At 71.4% G+C, this 14,765-nt stretch carries 12 protein-coding genes and 1 tRNA gene; 3 read left to right on the top strand and 10 right to left on the bottom strand.

The annotated features are described in order from the left end of the window. Window positions 1-5 precede the first annotated feature (5 nt). From ACFYVL_RS26515 to ACFYVL_RS26480, 8 genes are all read right to left on the bottom strand, one after another. Window positions 6-1,115: an LCP family protein gene (locus ACFYVL_RS26515; protein ID WP_389248971.1), complete on the bottom strand. Its 1,110-nt coding sequence runs from the start codon at window positions 1,113-1,115 to the stop codon at window positions 6-8. A 388-nt stretch (window positions 1,116-1,503) separates the two neighbouring features. Continuing rightward, window positions 1,504-3,594, bottom strand: a complete 2,091-nt coding sequence (rho, locus tag ACFYVL_RS26510; RefSeq protein WP_389248969.1) for a transcription termination factor Rho — start codon at window positions 3,592-3,594, stop codon at window positions 1,504-1,506. A gap of 375 nt (window positions 3,595-3,969) precedes the next feature. After that, window positions 3,970-4,902 carry a homoserine kinase gene (gene thrB, locus ACFYVL_RS26505; protein ID WP_389248967.1) on the bottom strand — a complete coding sequence of 311 codons (933 nt, stop codon included), beginning with the start codon at window positions 4,900-4,902 and terminating at the stop codon, window positions 3,970-3,972. Between the two features lie 296 nt (window positions 4,903-5,198). After that, window positions 5,199-6,269: a threonine synthase gene (thrC, locus tag ACFYVL_RS26500; RefSeq protein WP_389248965.1), complete on the bottom strand. Its 1,071-nt coding sequence runs from the start codon at window positions 6,267-6,269 to the stop codon at window positions 5,199-5,201. 6 nt (window positions 6,270-6,275) lie between these two features. Next, a complete protein-coding gene (locus ACFYVL_RS26495) occupies window positions 6,276-7,565 on the bottom strand; it encodes a homoserine dehydrogenase (RefSeq protein WP_389249222.1) in 1,290 nt (429 codons plus the stop codon). Between the two features lie 99 nt (window positions 7,566-7,664). Then, entirely contained in the window at window positions 7,665-9,056 is a 1,392-nt protein-coding gene (lysA, locus tag ACFYVL_RS26490) for a diaminopimelate decarboxylase (RefSeq protein ID WP_389248963.1), read from the bottom strand. 18 nt (window positions 9,057-9,074) lie between these two features. Continuing rightward, window positions 9,075-9,917, bottom strand: coding sequence for a DALR anticodon-binding domain-containing protein (locus ACFYVL_RS26485; protein ID WP_389248961.1), 843 nt, complete (start codon window positions 9,915-9,917; stop codon window positions 9,075-9,077). 44 nt (window positions 9,918-9,961) lie between these two features. Next, on the bottom strand, window positions 9,962-10,507 hold the full coding sequence (locus tag ACFYVL_RS26480) for a response regulator (protein WP_389248959.1): 546 nt from the start codon (window positions 10,505-10,507) through the stop codon (window positions 9,962-9,964). Window positions 10,508-10,677: 170 nt separating this feature from the next. On the opposite strand from ACFYVL_RS26480, the gene ACFYVL_RS26475 reads away from it, so the two are divergent. Together ACFYVL_RS26475 and ACFYVL_RS26470 are read left to right on the top strand one after the other, a co-directional pair. Then, window positions 10,678-10,749 (top strand) — tRNA-Arg (locus ACFYVL_RS26475). A gap of 349 nt (window positions 10,750-11,098) precedes the next feature. After that, window positions 11,099-11,770, top strand: a complete 672-nt coding sequence (locus ACFYVL_RS26470) for a VC0807 family protein (RefSeq protein ID WP_389248957.1) — start codon at window positions 11,099-11,101, stop codon at window positions 11,768-11,770. A 76-nt stretch (window positions 11,771-11,846) separates the two neighbouring features. Here ACFYVL_RS26470 and ACFYVL_RS26465 read toward each other — a convergent pair whose 3' ends face one another. Further along, on the bottom strand, window positions 11,847-12,920 hold the full coding sequence (locus ACFYVL_RS26465) for a Ku protein (RefSeq protein ID WP_389248955.1): 1,074 nt from the start codon (window positions 12,918-12,920) through the stop codon (window positions 11,847-11,849). Between the two features lie 33 nt (window positions 12,921-12,953). Between ACFYVL_RS26465 and ligD the strand changes: the two genes are divergently transcribed. Then, window positions 12,954-13,847, top strand: coding sequence for a non-homologous end-joining DNA ligase (gene ligD / locus ACFYVL_RS26460; protein WP_389248953.1), 894 nt, complete (start codon window positions 12,954-12,956; stop codon window positions 13,845-13,847). A 21-nt stretch (window positions 13,848-13,868) separates the two neighbouring features. Here the strand turns inward: ligD and ACFYVL_RS26455 are convergent, their stop codons facing one another. Further along, window positions 13,869-14,645 carry a nuclease-related domain-containing protein gene (locus ACFYVL_RS26455; RefSeq protein ID WP_389248951.1) on the bottom strand — a complete coding sequence of 259 codons (777 nt, stop codon included), beginning with the start codon at window positions 14,643-14,645 and terminating at the stop codon, window positions 13,869-13,871. Between the last annotated feature and the right edge of the window lie 120 nt (window positions 14,646-14,765).

Genomic DNA, 14,765 nt, shown 5'->3' with positions numbered 1-14,765 from the left:
GGGGCTCAGCCGCTCTTCACGATCTTCCCGGCGTCGCCCTTGTCGCCGGCCGAACCCTCGGTGACGGAGGCCGGGACGGCCCGGTCGGCCCGCAGCGCCTGCCAGAGCTGCTGGGACTGCCGCTCCAGGGGTATGACGCGGTTGGGGTCGCGGGGGTCGTACTCGACGGGCAGCGTGACCATCTTCATGTCCTCGGCGCCGATGCCCTTGAGGCCGTTGGCGAAGGAGACCAGGCTGTTCACGGAGGCGAGGTCGGAATCCGTGGTGATGGCCTTGGTGGCGGCGTCGGCGAGGTCGTAGAGCCGCTTGGGGTTGCTGAAGACCCCGACGTCCTTCACCTGGCCGATGAGCGCCTTCATGAAGGCCTGCTGGAGCTGGATGCGGCCGAGGTCGCTGCCGTCGCCGACGCTCTTGCGGGTGCGCACCAGGCCCAGGGACTGTTCACCGTTGAGCTGGTGGGTGCCGGGCGGCAGGTCCAGGTGGCTCTTGGTGTCCTTGATCGCCTTGTTGGTGGTGATCGGGACGCCGCCGAGCTCGTCGATGAGCTTCTTGAAGCCGGTGAAGTCGACCTCGATGTAGTGGTCCATCCGGATCCCGGACATCTGCTCCACGGTCTTGACCGCGCAGGCCGGGCCGCCGACCTCGTACGCCGTGTTGAACATCTGGCGCTGGGCGGCGGGGACGTTCGTCTTCCCGTCGCTGTCGGAGACGCACTGGGGGCGGCTGATCAGGGTGTCGCGCGGGATGGAGACGATGGAGGCCTTCTTGTGGCCCTCGTACACGTGCAGGATCATCGCGGTGTCGGAGCGGGCGCCGCCCTCGTCCGCGCCGTACTTGGCGTTGTCGCCGTGCCGCGAGTCGGAGCCGAGGACCAGGATGTCCAGGGAGCCGTTGTCGACCTCGTCGGGGCGGTTGTCGCCCAGGGCGGCGTTGATGTCGACGCCCTTGAGGTTGCCGTCGAGCTTGAAGTAGACCCAGCCGAGTCCGCCGCCGCCGACCAGCACCACGCCCGCGGCGACCCAGGCCAGCGCGGTGGCGGTCCTGCGGCCCTTGCCGGGTTGTTTGCGGCGCTTGCCGGTGGCCCGTATTCGGCCGCTCCTGCCCGTGTCGCTCATGCTCTCCTCAGTCCCTCGTGGATACCCGCGTACCCCCTGCCGTGGTGGATCAGGCACGGTTTGTCGACAGTTGTCGGTCACTTGTCAGACGTCGAATTACCTCGAAGGGTTGCACAACGCCGTTCGGCGCCCCGGGCGGGCAGGGTCTGCGGAGGATGCTGCCGAAGAGATCTAAGAGCGGTTCTTAGCCCTTGCCACCTGCGCTTTTACAGACAGGCCGGGAATGCCGAACCATGATCACGCACTGTGACGGATGTGTCCTAAGTCTCGGAAGGGTCACGGTGCGGGAGGGGGCGGGGAGACGGGGGTACGACGCGGGGGCCCCGCCACATCGGATGTGGCGGGGCCCCCGCGTCGTATCGGAACTCGTCGGTCCGGTGCGGTCCGACTAGTCGTTGCCGTTGCCGTTCGCCGAAGGCGTCGTCTTGGCGATCTGCATCAGGAACTCGGCGTTCGACTTGGTCTGCTTCATCTTGTCGAGGAGCAGCTCGATCGCCTGCTGCGAGTCGAGCGCGTGCAGCACCCGGCGCAGCTTCCAGACGATCGCCAGCTCCTCGGAGTTCAGCAGGATCTCCTCCTTGCGGGTGGAGGACGCGTCGACGTCCACCGCCGGGAAGATGCGCTTGTCGGAGAGCTTGCGGTCGAGCTTGAGCTCCATGTTGCCGGTGCCCTTGAACTCCTCGAAGATCACCTCGTCCATGCGCGAGCCGGTGTCGACCAGCGCGGTGGCCAGGATGGTCAGCGAGCCGCCGTCCTCGATGTTGCGCGCCGCACCGAAGAAGCGCTTCGGCGGGTAGAGGGCGGTCGAGTCGACACCACCGGAGAGGATGCGCCCGGAGGCCGGGGCCGCCAGGTTGTACGCACGGCCCAGGCGGGTGATCGAGTCGAGCAGGACGACCACGTCGTGACCCAGCTCCACAAGGCGCTTGGCGCGCTCGATGGCCAGCTCGGCGACGGTGGTGTGGTCCTCGGCGGGACGGTCGAAGGTCGAGGAGATGACCTCGCCCTTCACCGACCGCTGCATGTCGGTGACCTCTTCCGGACGCTCGTCCACCAGGACGACCATCAGGTGGCACTCGGGGCTGTTGACCGTGATCGCGTTGGCGATGGCCTGCATGATCATGGTCTTGCCGGTCTTCGGCGGGGCCACGATCAGACCGCGCTGGCCCTTGCCGATCGGTGCGACGAGGTCGATGATCCGGGTCGTCAGGACGCCCGGGTCGGTCTCCAGGCGCAGCCGGTCCTGGGGGTAGAGCGGCGTCAGCTTCTGGAACTCGGGACGGCCCCGGCCGCTCTCCGGCGCCATGCCGTTGACGGAGTCCAGGCGGACCAGCGCGTTGAACTTCTCGCGCCGCTCGCCGTCCTTGGGCTGGCGGACCGCACCGGTGACGTGGTCGCCCTTGCGCAGGCCGTTCTTGCGGACCTGGGCGAGCGAGACGTACACGTCGTTGGGGCCCGGCAGGTAGCCGGAGGTACGGATGAACGCGTAGTTGTCGAGGATGTCCAGGATGCCCGCGACGGGGATCAGGACGTCGTCCTCGGAGACCGGCGGGGCGTCGCTGCCGAACTCGTCGCGGCCACGACGGCCGCGGCGGTCGCGGTAGCGGCCACGACGGCCGCGCCGGCCGCCCTCGAAGTCGTCGTCGTCCTGGGGACCGTTGTCGCGGTTGTCGCGGCCCTGGTTGCCCTGGTTGCCGCCCTGACCGCCCTGGTTGCCGCCCTGACCGCCCTGGTTGCCGCCCTGGCGCTGCTGACGGCCCTGGTCGTCGCCCTTGCCGCGCTCGCGGTCCCGCTCGCGACGGCTCTGCCGGTCGCCGCGGCCCTGGCGGTCGCCGCGCTGGCCTCGGCCGGAGCGGCCCTCCGCGTTGTCCGCGGACTGCTCGGCCCTGGCGTCGCCCTTGGTGTCGGTCTGCGCCTCGGCCTTGACGTCGGTCTTGACGTCGCCCTTCGGCTCGGACTTCTGGCGGTCCGTCACCTCTCCCGCGGCGGCGGCCTGTTCGGGGCTGCCGGCCGCGGCGGTGGCGCGGCGGCGGCGGCGCTCACCGGCCGGCTGGTCGTCACTGGCGGGCTGACCCGGGATGTCGATCTGCTGCTGGGCGACGGCCTTCTCGGCCTTGGCCGGCTTCTCGGCGGCCGGAGCGGCAGCTTCCGGGGCGGCGGCCTCGGTACGCGCCTTGGAGGTGGCGCGGCGCTTCGGCTTGCTCTCGGCGTCGGCCGGGGCAGCGCTCTTGGCCGGGGCGGAGCCCCCGCCTGCCTGCGTCTCCTTGATGACCTCGATCAGCTGGCCCTTGCGCATCCGCGCGGTGCCCTTGATCCCGAGGCCGGACGCGACCTGCTGCAGCTCGGCCAGGACCATGCCGTCCAGGCCGGTGCCGGAGCGGCGGCGCCGTGGGGCACTGCCGGTGGCAGCACCTGCGTCGGACGCATTGTCGACATTCTTGTCGGCAGTCACGCCCATCAGATCGGTGGTGTCGCTCACGAAGGGTCCTTCCCTGGAGCGGACGTCGGCCTGTCTGGCTCGGCGACCGGTTGTGCTGTCCGGCGGTCCCGTGGAGAACCGTGCCGGGGCGGTGGTCCGCCAGATGTGGCGGAGAGATAAACGTGCGTGGGGTTCCGACCCGAAGTCCCCAGTTGCCCCCTCTGGGAAGAACGCGGGGTGTCGTGCCGGTTCCGGAGCGTGCTCAAGACTGCTCAGGCAGGCTGCTCAGGCAGTTTGGGGAGGCTCCCGGAAGAAGATGGTCCCGGAGGGGACACCATGCACCGCGCCGCGAAGGCGTCGGATGCAGACTTGAGATTAACACTACCGGCTCCAACAAACATTCCCCCTCTCATCCACCGGCAATCGCTTGCGGTCCTATTCGGACACGTCCTGCGGCGCGAGCGGCAGCACGCTCGCCCCAGCGGCATCAAGGGCGAGCCGGGCCGCGGCCCAGCCGTCGCCCGCCATCCGCAGCACCTTGTCGGCCGCGGACCCGTCGGTCAGCGCGAGGACCGTGGGGCCCGCGCCGGAGACGACCGCGGGGACGCCGTCCGCGCGCAGCCGGCCCACGAGCGCGAGGCTCTCGGGCATCGCGGGAGTGCGGTAGTCCTGGTGCAGCCGGTCCTCGGTGGCGGGCATCAGCAGCTCGGGACGCCTGGTCAGCGCCTCCACGAGCAGGGCCGCGCGGCCGGCGTTCAGGCTTGCGTCCACATGGGGGACGCTGCGCGGCAGCAGACCGCGGGCGGCCTCGGTGAGGACCGGCTTCGCGGGGACGAAGACCACCGGAACGATGGAATCCGAGGGGTCCAGCCGGATCGCCCGGCCCGCCCCGCCGTCCATCCAGGCGACCGTGAAGCCGCCGAGGAGGCAGGCGGCCACGTTGTCGGGGTGGCCCTCGATCTCGGTGGCGAGTTCCAGCAGGGCGGTCTCGTCCAGCTTGGCGTCGCCGCCTATGGTCACCGCGCGGGCGGCCATGATTCCGGCGCAGATCGCGGCGGAGGACGAGCCGAGGCCGCGGCCGTGCGGGATCCGGTTGGCGCAGACGATCTCCAGGCCGCGCGGCTGGCCGCCGAGGACGTCGAAGGCGGTGCGCAGGGCGCGGACCAGCAGGTGGCGCTCGTCGCGGGGCAGCGTCTCGGCGCCCTCGCCCGCGATGTCGATGTGCAGCCCGGCGTCGGCGACGCGCACGACCACGTCGTCGTACAGGCCCAGCGAGAGACCGAAGGCGTCGAAGCCGGGCCCCAGGTTGGCACTGGTGGCGGGGACGCGCACGCGCACGGCGGCGGCTCGGAATGCGGGACCGGCCATCGCTCGACGATCTCCTTGTGTAGCGGGGGAACTGAGGGGTGCTGCGGAACTTGCTGCTTCGCTTCTTCGCCGCGGAACTGCGTGGAGCTGCGGCACCCGGACCTGACGGCGACAACGCCGCGGCATATGCGGCGGGGTGGGTTCGGTACAGCCTATCGAAGGAAGGTTCTGTGAGGACATAGGGCGCACAGGAGGCGCACGATGCGTGTCGCGTGCCTTCCTGTGCCCCTACGTGTGCCGATGTCCCGTTACCGGGGCATGGCCACCGGATATATGCGGGCGCTCCTCGCGGCGGGTTACGCCAGGCCGAGCTTCTCGGCGGCGGTCGCGGCGTCGACCGGGACCGTGACGGGCTGCGGCGCGCCGGCCACCGCCCAGTCCGGGTCCTTGAGGCCGTTGCCGGTCACGGTGCAGACGATCCGCTGCCCCTTGTCGACCTTGCCCTCCTCGGCGGCCTTCAGCAGACCGGCGACCGAGGCGGCCGAGGCGGGCTCCACGAAGACGCCCTCCTGAGAGGCCAACAGACGGTAGGCAGCCAGGATCTGACGGTCGGTCACCTCGTCGATGTGCCCGCCCGACTCGTCCCGGGCGGCCAGCGCGAAGTCCCAGGACGCCGGGTTGCCGATACGGATCGCGGTGGCGACCGTGGACGGGTCCTTGACGACCTCGCCGCGCACGATCGGCGCGGAACCGGAGGCCTGGTAGCCCCACATCCGCGGGGTGTGCATGGAGATCGAGTCCCCGGCGTACTCCTTGTACCCCTTCCAGTACGCGGTGATGTTGCCCGCGTTGCCGACCGGCAGTACGTGGATGTCGGGGGCGTCGCCGAGCGCGTCGACGATCTCGAAGGCGGCCGTCTTCTGGCCCTCGATGCGCACCGGGTTGACCGAATTGACGAGCGCCACCGGGTAGTTGTCCGAGAGCGAGCGGGCCAGCGTCAGGCAGTCGTCGAAGTTGCCGTCGACCTGGAGGATCTTCGCGCCGTGCACGAGGGCCTGGCCCATCTTGCCGAGCGCGATCTTGCCCTGCGGGACGAGCACGGCGCAGACCATGCCGGCCCGCACCGCGTAGGCGGCGGCGGAGGCGGAGGTGTTGCCGGTGGAGGCGCAGATGACGGCCTTCGCGCCCTCCTCCTTGGCGCGGGTGATCGCCATGGTCATGCCGCGGTCCTTGAAGGACCCGGTCGGGTTGGCGCCCTCGACCTTGAGGTACACCTCGCAGCCCGTGCGCTCGGAGAGGACCTGCGCGCGGACGAGCGGCGTGCCGCCCTCGCCGAGCGAGACGACCGGCGTCGTCGCCGTGACCGGGAGCCGGTCCCGGTACTCCTCGATGATGCCGCGCCACTGGTGGGTGCCCTGGATGGTCATGGGTCCTTACTCCCCTTCAACACGCATGATGCTGGCGACACCTCTGACGGTGTCGAGCTTGCGCAGCGCCTCGACGGTCCCGGAAAGGGCGGCGTCGGGCGCGCGGTGGGTGACGACGACGAGGGATGCCTCGCCGTCCTTACCCGACTGACGGACGGTGTCGATCGACACGTCGTGTTCGGCGAAGACCGTCGCGACCTGGGCGAGCACGCCCGGCTTGTCGGCCACGTCGAGGCTGATGTGGTACCGCGTGACGACCTCGCCCATCGGGCTGACCGGGAGGCGGGTGTACGCGGACTCACCGGGTCCGGTGGCGCCGCCGAGCTTGTTGCGGCAGACCGCCACGAGGTCGCCGAGCACGGCGGAGGCGGTGGGCGAGCCACCGGCGCCGGGGCCGTAGAACATGAGCTGGCCGGCGGCCTCCGCCTCGACGAAGACCGCGTTGTACGCCTCGCGGACCGAGGCCAGCGGGTGGGTCAGCGGGATCATCGCCGGGTGCACGCGGGCGGTGACGGACCTGCCGTCGGCGGCGCGCTCGCAGATGGCCAGCAGCTTGACGGTGCAGCCCATCCGCTTTGCGGATGCGATGTCCGCGGCGGTGACCTCGGTGAGGCCCTCGCGGTGCACGTCACCGATCTTGACCCGGGTGTGGAAGGCGATCCCGGCGAGGATGGCGGCCTTGGCGGCGGCGTCGAAGCCCTCGACGTCGGCGGTCGGGTCGGCCTCGGCGTACCCGAGGGCGGTGGCCTCGTCGAGCGCCTCGGAGTAGCCGGCTCCGGACGTGTCCATCTTGTCGAGGATGAAGTTCGTGGTGCCGTTGACGATGCCCAGGACGCGGTTGACCTTGTCGCCCGCGAGGGACTCGCGCAGCGGCCGGACCAGCGGGATCGCACCGGCGACGGCGGCCTCGTAGTAGAGGTCCCTGCCGTGCTGCTCGGCGGCGGCGTGCAGGGCCGCGCCGTCCTCGGCGAGCAGCGCCTTGTTCGCGGAGACGACGGAGGCGCCGTGCTCGAAGGCGGTGGTGATGAGGGTGCGGGCGGGCTCGATGCCGCCGATGACCTCGATCACGACGTCGATGTCGCCCCGTTTGACGAGGGCGGTCGCGTCGGTGGTGATGAGCGCCGGGTCGATGCCCGCGCGCACCTTGGAGGGCTGGCGGACGGCCACACCGACGAGCTCGACCGGGGCGCCGATGCGCGCCGTGAGGTCGTCGGCGTGCGTCGTCATGATGCGCGCCACCTCTGAGCCGACCACACCACAGCCCAGCAGCGCCACCTTCAGCGGACGCGTACGCATCATCCGACCTCACTCCTCATACTTCTTACGGTGTTGACCAGTCTCACCCACCGGACGGGAGTTTCTATCCCCCGTCCAGTGGGTGAGACATGTATTTCACTAGCCGACATCGAGCCGCAGGAGATCTTCCTCGGTCTCGCGCCGGACGATGACGCGTGCCGCGCCGTCCTTGACGGCGACCACCGGCGGGCGCAGCGCGTGGTTGTAGTTGCTGGCCATGGAGCGGCAGTACGCCCCGGTGGCGGGCACCGCCAGCAGGTCACCGGGGGCGGTGTCGGCCGGCAGGAAGGCGTCCCGGACCACGATGTCGCCGCTCTCGCAGTGCTTGCCGACCACACGTACCAGCATGGGCTCGGCGTCCGAGCGGCGCGAGACGAGGGCCACGCTGTACTCGGCGTCGTAGAGCGCCGTACGGATGTTGTCGGACATGCCGCCGTCGACGCTGACGTACGTCCGCAGGCCGTCGAGCGGCTTGACGGTGCCGACCTCGTACAGCGTGAAGGCGGTCGGGCCGACGATGGCGCGGCCCGGCTCGACCGAGATCCTGGGCGTACGGAGGTTTGCCGCTTCGCATTCGCGAGTGACGATCTCGGTGAGTGCCTTGGCGATGTCCTGGGGCTCGCGGGGGTCGTCCTCGGAGGTGTAGGCGATGCCGAGGCCGCCGCCGAGGTCGATCTCGGGGAGTTCGACGCCGTGCTCGTCGCGCACCTCGGCGAGGAGCTGGACGACGCGCCGCGCGGAGACCTCGAAGCCGGCCATGTCGAAGATCTGCGAGCCGATGTGGGAGTGGATGCCGATGAGTTCGAGGCCGTCCAGCTTGAGGGCCCGCCGTACGGCCTCCGCCGCCTGTCCCCCGGCGAGCGCGATGCCGAACTTCTGGTCCTCGTGGGCGGTGGCGATGAACTCGTGGGTGTGCGCCTCGACGCCGACGGTCACCCGGATCTGCACCCGCTGGCGCCTGCCGAGGCCCTGGGCGATGTGCGCGACGCGGACGATCTCCTGGAAGGAGTCGAGCACGATGCGCCCGACGCCCGCCTCGACCGCCCGGGTGATCTCGTCGACGGACTTGTTGTTGCCGTGGAAGGCGATGCGCTCGGCGGGCATTCCGGCGTCGAGCGCGGTGGTCAGCTCGCCGCCGGAGCAGACGTCGAGGTTGAGTCCCTCCTCCTTGAGCCAGCGCACGATCGCGCGGCTGAGGAAGGCCTTGCCCGCGTAGAAGACGTCGGCCTCGGTGCCGAAGGCGTCGGCCCAGGCACGGCACCGGGCGCGGAAGTCGGCCTCGTCGAGGAAGTAGGCGGGGGTGCCGAACTCCTCGGCCAGCCGGGTCACTTCGATGCCGCCGACGCTGACCACGCCCGCGTCGTCACGGGTGACGGTGCGCGCCCAGACCTTCTCGTCGAGGGCGTTGAGGTCCTCGGCGGGGGCGGTGTAGTGGCCCTCGGGGAGGACGTCGGCGTGGCGGGGCCCGGCGGGGTGGGCGGAACGGCTCATGTTCTTCTCTCACTCACATCACAGGTGAACGGGTGCGCTGACGCCGAGCTGGGACAGGCCGCCGGCCAGCACCGTCCCGGCGGCTTCGGCGACTGCCAGCCGGGTGCGGTGGGCGGCCGAGGGTTTCTCGTCGCCGCGCGGCAGGACCTGCCGCGTGTCGTGGCAGGCGAGGCGCAGGAGTGCGTCGGCGAGCGCGACGAGATACCGGGCGACGCGTTCGGGCGCGCCGAGCCGGACCGCGGCGTCGAGCTCGACGGGGTATCCGCCGAGCAGCCCGGTCACCTGCTGGACCTCCTCGTCGGCACCCTCCGCGCCCCGGTAATCGGCGCGGAGGCCGAGGTCGGCGGCGTTGCGGTGCAGGGCGCGGGCGCGGGAGTGGGCGTACTGGACGCGGAAGAGGGGGTTGCGCTCGTGCTGGGCGAGCAGTTCGGCGTCCGGGGCGGGGAGCAGGGCGTTCCACACGGCGGCGTCGTGGCCGAGCCGGGCGAGGTCGGCGGGCGCGGGCACCACGGGGGGCAGCGCGTCGTCGCGCACGGCCCCGTGCGTCAGCAGTTCCCGTACGGTCCGCTCCCCCGCGTCCGCGTCGAGGGTGAAGCTGAGGAAGCCGGGGCCGGTGATCTCGACGGCGGCGATGCCGGGGGTGCCGGTCAGCCGGCCGCGGAGGATCTCGGCGACCTCGCGCGGGGGCTTCCCGGCGGGCCGGGCGAGCCGGAGGGCGACATTGCTGGCGTAGTCCCCGCTGCCGCCCGGACGGGTGCGCTCGACGGCGGCCCGCTCGGGCACCGGAGCGGGCAGTACGTCCTCCTCGACGGCGCGGCGCACGGCGCGCAGCACGGTACGGGAGAGTTCTGCGGGGGTCACGTGCCAAGCCTAGGCGAGGAGGGGGGTCCTCCCGCGAACCGGTTTCAGTATCTGGGCGGCGTCGGGGCCGTACCGGGCACGGGCCGCCCGGACCGGTGCCGGCCGCCGCCGAAGCCGCCGCCCGGTCCGCCGGCGTGTCCGCCGAAGCCGCCGCCGGGTCCCGCGCCGCGTCCGGCGCGGCCGTCGCCATGCCTGCCGTCGGCGGACGGCGGTTCCTCCTGACCCGCCAGCCTGCGCACGAGCCGGACCAGTTCGGCGGGCTCGAAGGGCTTGGAGAGGAAGGCGTCCACTCCTGCGGCGAGGCCGCTCTCGACTTCGTACTGCGTGCAGGCGCTGATGATGGCCACGGGAAGGTGGCTGGTGCGGGAGTCGTCGCGGAGGCGGGCGGCGGTGCTGAGTCCGTCGAGGCGGGGCATCACCACGTCGAGGGTGACGACGTCGGGGCAGACCCGGTGGACGACGTCCAGGCATTCGGCACCGTCGGAGGCGGTCACCACCTCGAAACCCTCCAGTTCGAGGTTGACCCTGATCAGCTGCCGGATGACCTTGTTGTCATCGACGACAAGGACCCGGCCCAAAGCGCCCGACACCCTTCGAGAGTAGGTCGGACTCCCGTGCCGCGTCCGGGTTTTGCCCACTTCCGCCCCGTGCGGGGGAAGCGCTTGCGGAAGGCTGACGTGCGGGGCGTGCCGATATCCGTGCACGGCCACCGCCGGGGAGCTGGTAAGGTTCACCACGTCGCCGACACACCGGACGACACGCCCCCGTAGCTCAGGGGATAGAGCATCGGCCTCCGGAGCCGGGTGCGCAGGTTCGAATCCTGCCGGGGGCACTTCGAAGGAAGTGTCCGAGGACCCCGTCCTCAGCGGAAACGCTGGGTACGGGGTCTTCGCGTATGTACGGGCGGGTGCGCGGGATTGCGGTGGGACCGCGGGATGCGGTGGGCCCACGAGGCGCGGTGGACGCGTGGGGTGCGGGCTCGCGGCGCGTCGTTCCGTACTGGCCGGGTCCGGTGGCCGGGCGGGCCCAGGTCATGGGCGGTGCGGGTGATTGCCATGAACGAGTCATGCGGCTGCACGGTGTCGGCAAAGGGCCGGGTGCGGCGGGGGCGGCTCCTCTATTTTCCAGGGGCTCCGTTCGATCGGAGTCATCTGGGCGTGAGGCGTGGGGAGTTGCGGGGAATGAAGTCAGTGGTGCTGAACTGGGGACCGACGCTGTTGTTCAGCGTGCTGCTGCCGTGGGTGTCGTACGGGGTGCTGACGGACAACGGGATGGAGCCGGTCACGGCGCTGTTCCTGATCGCCGTGTGGCCGCTGGCCGAGGTGGGGATCTTCTACGGGATGCACCGCCGGGTCGACGAGTTCGGCGTGATGATCCTGATCGTGCTGGTGCTGGGCGCGGTCAGTGCGCTGGCCTTCCACAGCGAGAAGATGGTCTTCGTGAAGGACTCGGCGCTGACCGGGCTGCTGGGGCTGTCGTACCTGGTGACGCTGTTCCTGAAGCGGCCGATGATGTTCTACTTCGGCCGGAAGTTCGCCACGGACGGGTCCCCCGAGGGGATCGCGCGGTGGAACGGGCTGTGGGACCAGTACGCCGGGTTTCGGGCCAGCCAGCGGAAGCTGACCGTGGTGTGGGGGGTGGCGTTCCTGCTGGAGGCGGCGGTGCGGATCGCGCTCACCTATGTGCTGGACACCTCGACGATGGTGGGGGTGTCCTCGGTGATGCCGTTCGTGGTGCTGGCGGGGCTGATGACGTACACGATCCAGACCGGGCGCAAGGGGCGGGCGCGGATGGCCGCCCCCGCGGCCGGCTCGGGGACCGCGGTGGCGGAGGGGTCCGAGGCGGCCGGCTGAGGCGGGGCCGTCCGGGGCGGGTCGGGAGAGGCCCGGTCCCGCCCGGTTCCGCCGGGGCGCGCCCGGTCGGGCGCGGTCAGGCCGAGGCGCGTTTGCGGGCGGCGGGCTTCTTGGCCGCGGCCTTCTTCGGGGCGGACGCCGTCGTCGTCTTCGCGGCGGACGCCGCGCTCTTCTTCGCGGACGCGGCCGTCTTCCCGGCCGGGGTCCTCGCGGACGCGGTCCTCCCGGCCGCGGTCTTCTTCGTGGTGGCGGTCGTCGCGGACTTCTTCGCGGCGGCCGTCTTCTTCGCCGGGGCCGCCTTCTTCTTGCGGGAGGTGAGTTCGGTGACCTCGGCGGGCCGCTTCGCGGAGTCGCCGGCGGGCTCGCCGCGTGAACTCCGGGCCGCCCGGACGCTGTTCTCCAGGGCCGCCATCAGGTCGATGACCTGGGCGTCGCCGCCGGACTTCGCGGACGCCGCCGGGGCGTGCCCGTCGCCGCTGCCGGACTTGGCGGCGATGAGTTCCTCGACCGCTTCGCGGTAGTCGTCGTGCAGGGTGTCGAGGTCGACCTCGCCGAGGGTGTCCATCAGGGTGTCGGCCAGGTCGAGTTCGGCGTCGCGGACGGTGACGTTGCCCTCGGGGGCGATGCCCTCGGGGCGGCGGATCTCGTCCGGCCACAGCAGGCCGTGCATGGCGATCACGTCGCCGACCACCCGGAGCATGCCGAGCCGTTCGCGGCCCCGCAGGGCGAACTTGGCGATGGCGACCTTGCGGCTGCGGGAGAGTGCCTCGCGCAGCAGGGTGTACGGCTTGGCGGCCGGGACGCCGTTGGCGGAGAGGTAGTACGCCTGGTCCATCTGGAGCGGGTCGATGGAGGCCAGCGGTACGAAGGCGACGATCTCGATCGTGCGGGCGGTGGGGAGCGGGAGGGCGGCCAGGTCGTCGTCCGTGATCGGGATGATCGAGCCGTCGGCCTCCTCGTACCCCTTGCCTATCTCGGCGGACTGGACCTCCTGCTCGTCCAGCTCGCACACCTTCCGGTAGCGGATCCGGCCGCCGTCCGTGGTGTGGATCTGGCGGAACGAGACGGAGTGGTTCTCGGTCGCGTTGAAGAGCTTGATGGGGATGCTGACCAGGCCGAAGGAGATGGCACCGTTCCAGATCGATCTCATGCCTGTGGTCCCTTTCGGTGGGATTCTTATGTTATGTCGCCCATGACGGAGGTGGAGGGTCGGAGGCTGTCCCTCAGCAATCTGGAGAAGGTGCTGTATCCGGCCACCGGGACCACCAAGGGAGAGGTGCTGCACTACGTCGCGACGACGGCGGGGGCGCTGCTGGCCCATGTGCACGACCGGCCGATGTCCTTCCTGCGCTTCCCGGACGGGGTGGAGGGCGAGCGGTTCTTCGCGAAGAATCCGCCGCCCGGGAAGCCCGCCTGGGTGCGGACGGTGGAGGTGCCCCGTTCGGAGGGGGTCACCGCGCGGCAGGTACTGGTGTCCGATCTGTCGTCGCTGATGTGGGCGGCGAACCTGGTGGTGGAGTTCCATGTGCCGCAGTGGCGGGCGGCGAGCCCCGGGGTGGCCGACCGGATGGTCCTCGACCTCGACCCCGGGGAGCCCGCGACGGTGGTGGAGTGCTGCGAGGTGGCGCTGTGGCTGCGGGGCCGGCTGGCGGCGGACGGGCTGGACGCGTGGGTGAAGACGTCCGGGTCGAAGGGGCTGCACGTGCTGGTGCCGGTGGAGCCGACGCCGTCCGAACGGGTGAGTGCGTACGCCAAGGCCCTCGCGGTCGAGGCGGAGGCGGCACTTCCGGCGCTGGTGACGCACCGGATGAAGCGGGCGCTGCGGGCCGGGAAGGTGTTCGTGGACTTCAGCCAGAACTCGGCCTCGAAGACGACCGCCGCGCCCTACACCCTGCGGGCGAGGAACGAGCCGACCGTGTCCACGCCGGTGACGTGGGAGGAGGTGGCGGACGCGGGTCGGGGGCCCGGTTCACTGGCCTTCCTGATGCAGGACATCGCCGCACGGCTGGAGAGGTACGGCGATCTGCTGGGGCCGCTCCTCAATCCGAACCGGGCGGGGGCGCTGCCCCGGGCGTGACGGCGCCGCCGGGGACGGTCCTCAGGCGCGCAGCCAGGTGTGGCGGTTGCGGGCGGAGGCGTAGAGGGACTCGATGTCGGCCGGTTTGAGCACCCCGCCGAGGTGCGCCAGGACTGCGTGCGTGTCGCCCTCCCGCAGGAGGAGCAGGCCGTCGGGCGGGAGCCCGTCGACGCGGGAGGCGCCCGCCACGGCGAGTACCGGGCGGACCGCCGCCGCGAGGGCGAGCGAGGCGCGTTCGGCGTCGTGGGCGGCGCGGCGCAGGTGGGGCGCGGCGGCGGAGGCGTTGACGTGGAAGCGGCGGTGGGCGGGGACGGTGTGCACGGTGAGGACGCCGGCCGGGCCGATGAGGAGGTGGTCCAGCTGTGCCCGGCCCGGCAGCGGGACCGAGTGCAGGACCCGCCAGCCCGTGTGTTCCAGCCCTTCGAGCTCGGTGCCGACCGACTGGAGTGCGGCGAGGACCTCGCGGCGGGGGTCCTGGCGGAAGCGGCGGGCGGGCGGTGCGTCGCCCAGTTCCGCGTACAGGGCTTCGCCGGGGCGGTTGGGCGCCAGGTCGTCGTCCGGGTGCAGGGAGAGCCGGACCAGGTCGGCGGGGGTGGGGACGGGCGGCGGCCCGACGGTGAGGGGGCCGGTCACGTACGGGGCGAGGGCGCCCAGCACGTCGTCGCGGCGGGACTCGGCGAGGAGGCTCACCCGGCCGGTGTCGCGGTCGTACCAGGCGAGGGTGCGGCCGGTGACCAGGGTGACGTAGAGACGGGGGCCTTCGGGGCCGTGGGTCGGTGTGACTCGTAGTGGTTTCATCGTGCGGCACCCCCTGCCTGCTATGGGAACAGGCGAGGGGCCCGGGGGCAACAAGTGGGCATATTCCTCTCGGAGTTGACGAGTTCCGGTCGGCTGCGACGGAACCTGTCCCGGTGGGCG

Source organism: Streptomyces sp. NPDC004111, from assembly GCF_042874215.1.
Lineage (GTDB): Bacteria > Actinomycetota > Actinomycetes > Streptomycetales > Streptomycetaceae > Streptomyces.
This window is presented reverse-complemented; position numbering and strand designations above follow the sequence as displayed.

What these genes read in the sequence shown, in the direction of transcription:
- ACFYVL_RS26465 (WP_389248955.1), bottom strand. Translation starts at nt 12,920, where the DNA reads ATGAGATCGATCTGGAACGGTGCCATCTCCTTCGGCCTGGTCAGCATC.
- lysA (WP_389248963.1), bottom strand. Translation starts at nt 9,056, where the DNA reads ATGAGCCGTTCCGCCCACCCCGCCGGGCCCCGCCACGCCGACGTCCTC.
- thrB (WP_389248967.1), bottom strand. Translation starts at nt 4,902, where the DNA reads ATGGCCGGTCCCGCATTCCGAGCCGCCGCCGTGCGCGTGCGCGTCCCC.
- ACFYVL_RS26515 (WP_389248971.1), bottom strand. Translation starts at nt 1,115, where the DNA reads ATGAGCGACACGGGCAGGAGCGGCCGAATACGGGCCACCGGCAAGCGC.
- ACFYVL_RS26470 (WP_389248957.1), top strand. Translation starts at nt 11,099, where the DNA reads ATGAAGTCAGTGGTGCTGAACTGGGGACCGACGCTGTTGTTCAGCGTG.
- ligD (WP_389248953.1), top strand. Translation starts at nt 12,954, where the DNA reads ATGTCGCCCATGACGGAGGTGGAGGGTCGGAGGCTGTCCCTCAGCAAT.
- ACFYVL_RS26495 (WP_389249222.1), bottom strand. Translation starts at nt 7,565, where the DNA reads ATGCGTACGCGTCCGCTGAAGGTGGCGCTGCTGGGCTGTGGTGTGGTC.
- ACFYVL_RS26455 (WP_389248951.1), bottom strand. Translation starts at nt 14,645, where the DNA reads ATGAAACCACTACGAGTCACACCGACCCACGGCCCCGAAGGCCCCCGT.
- thrC (WP_389248965.1), bottom strand. Translation starts at nt 6,269, where the DNA reads ATGACCATCCAGGGCACCCACCAGTGGCGCGGCATCATCGAGGAGTAC.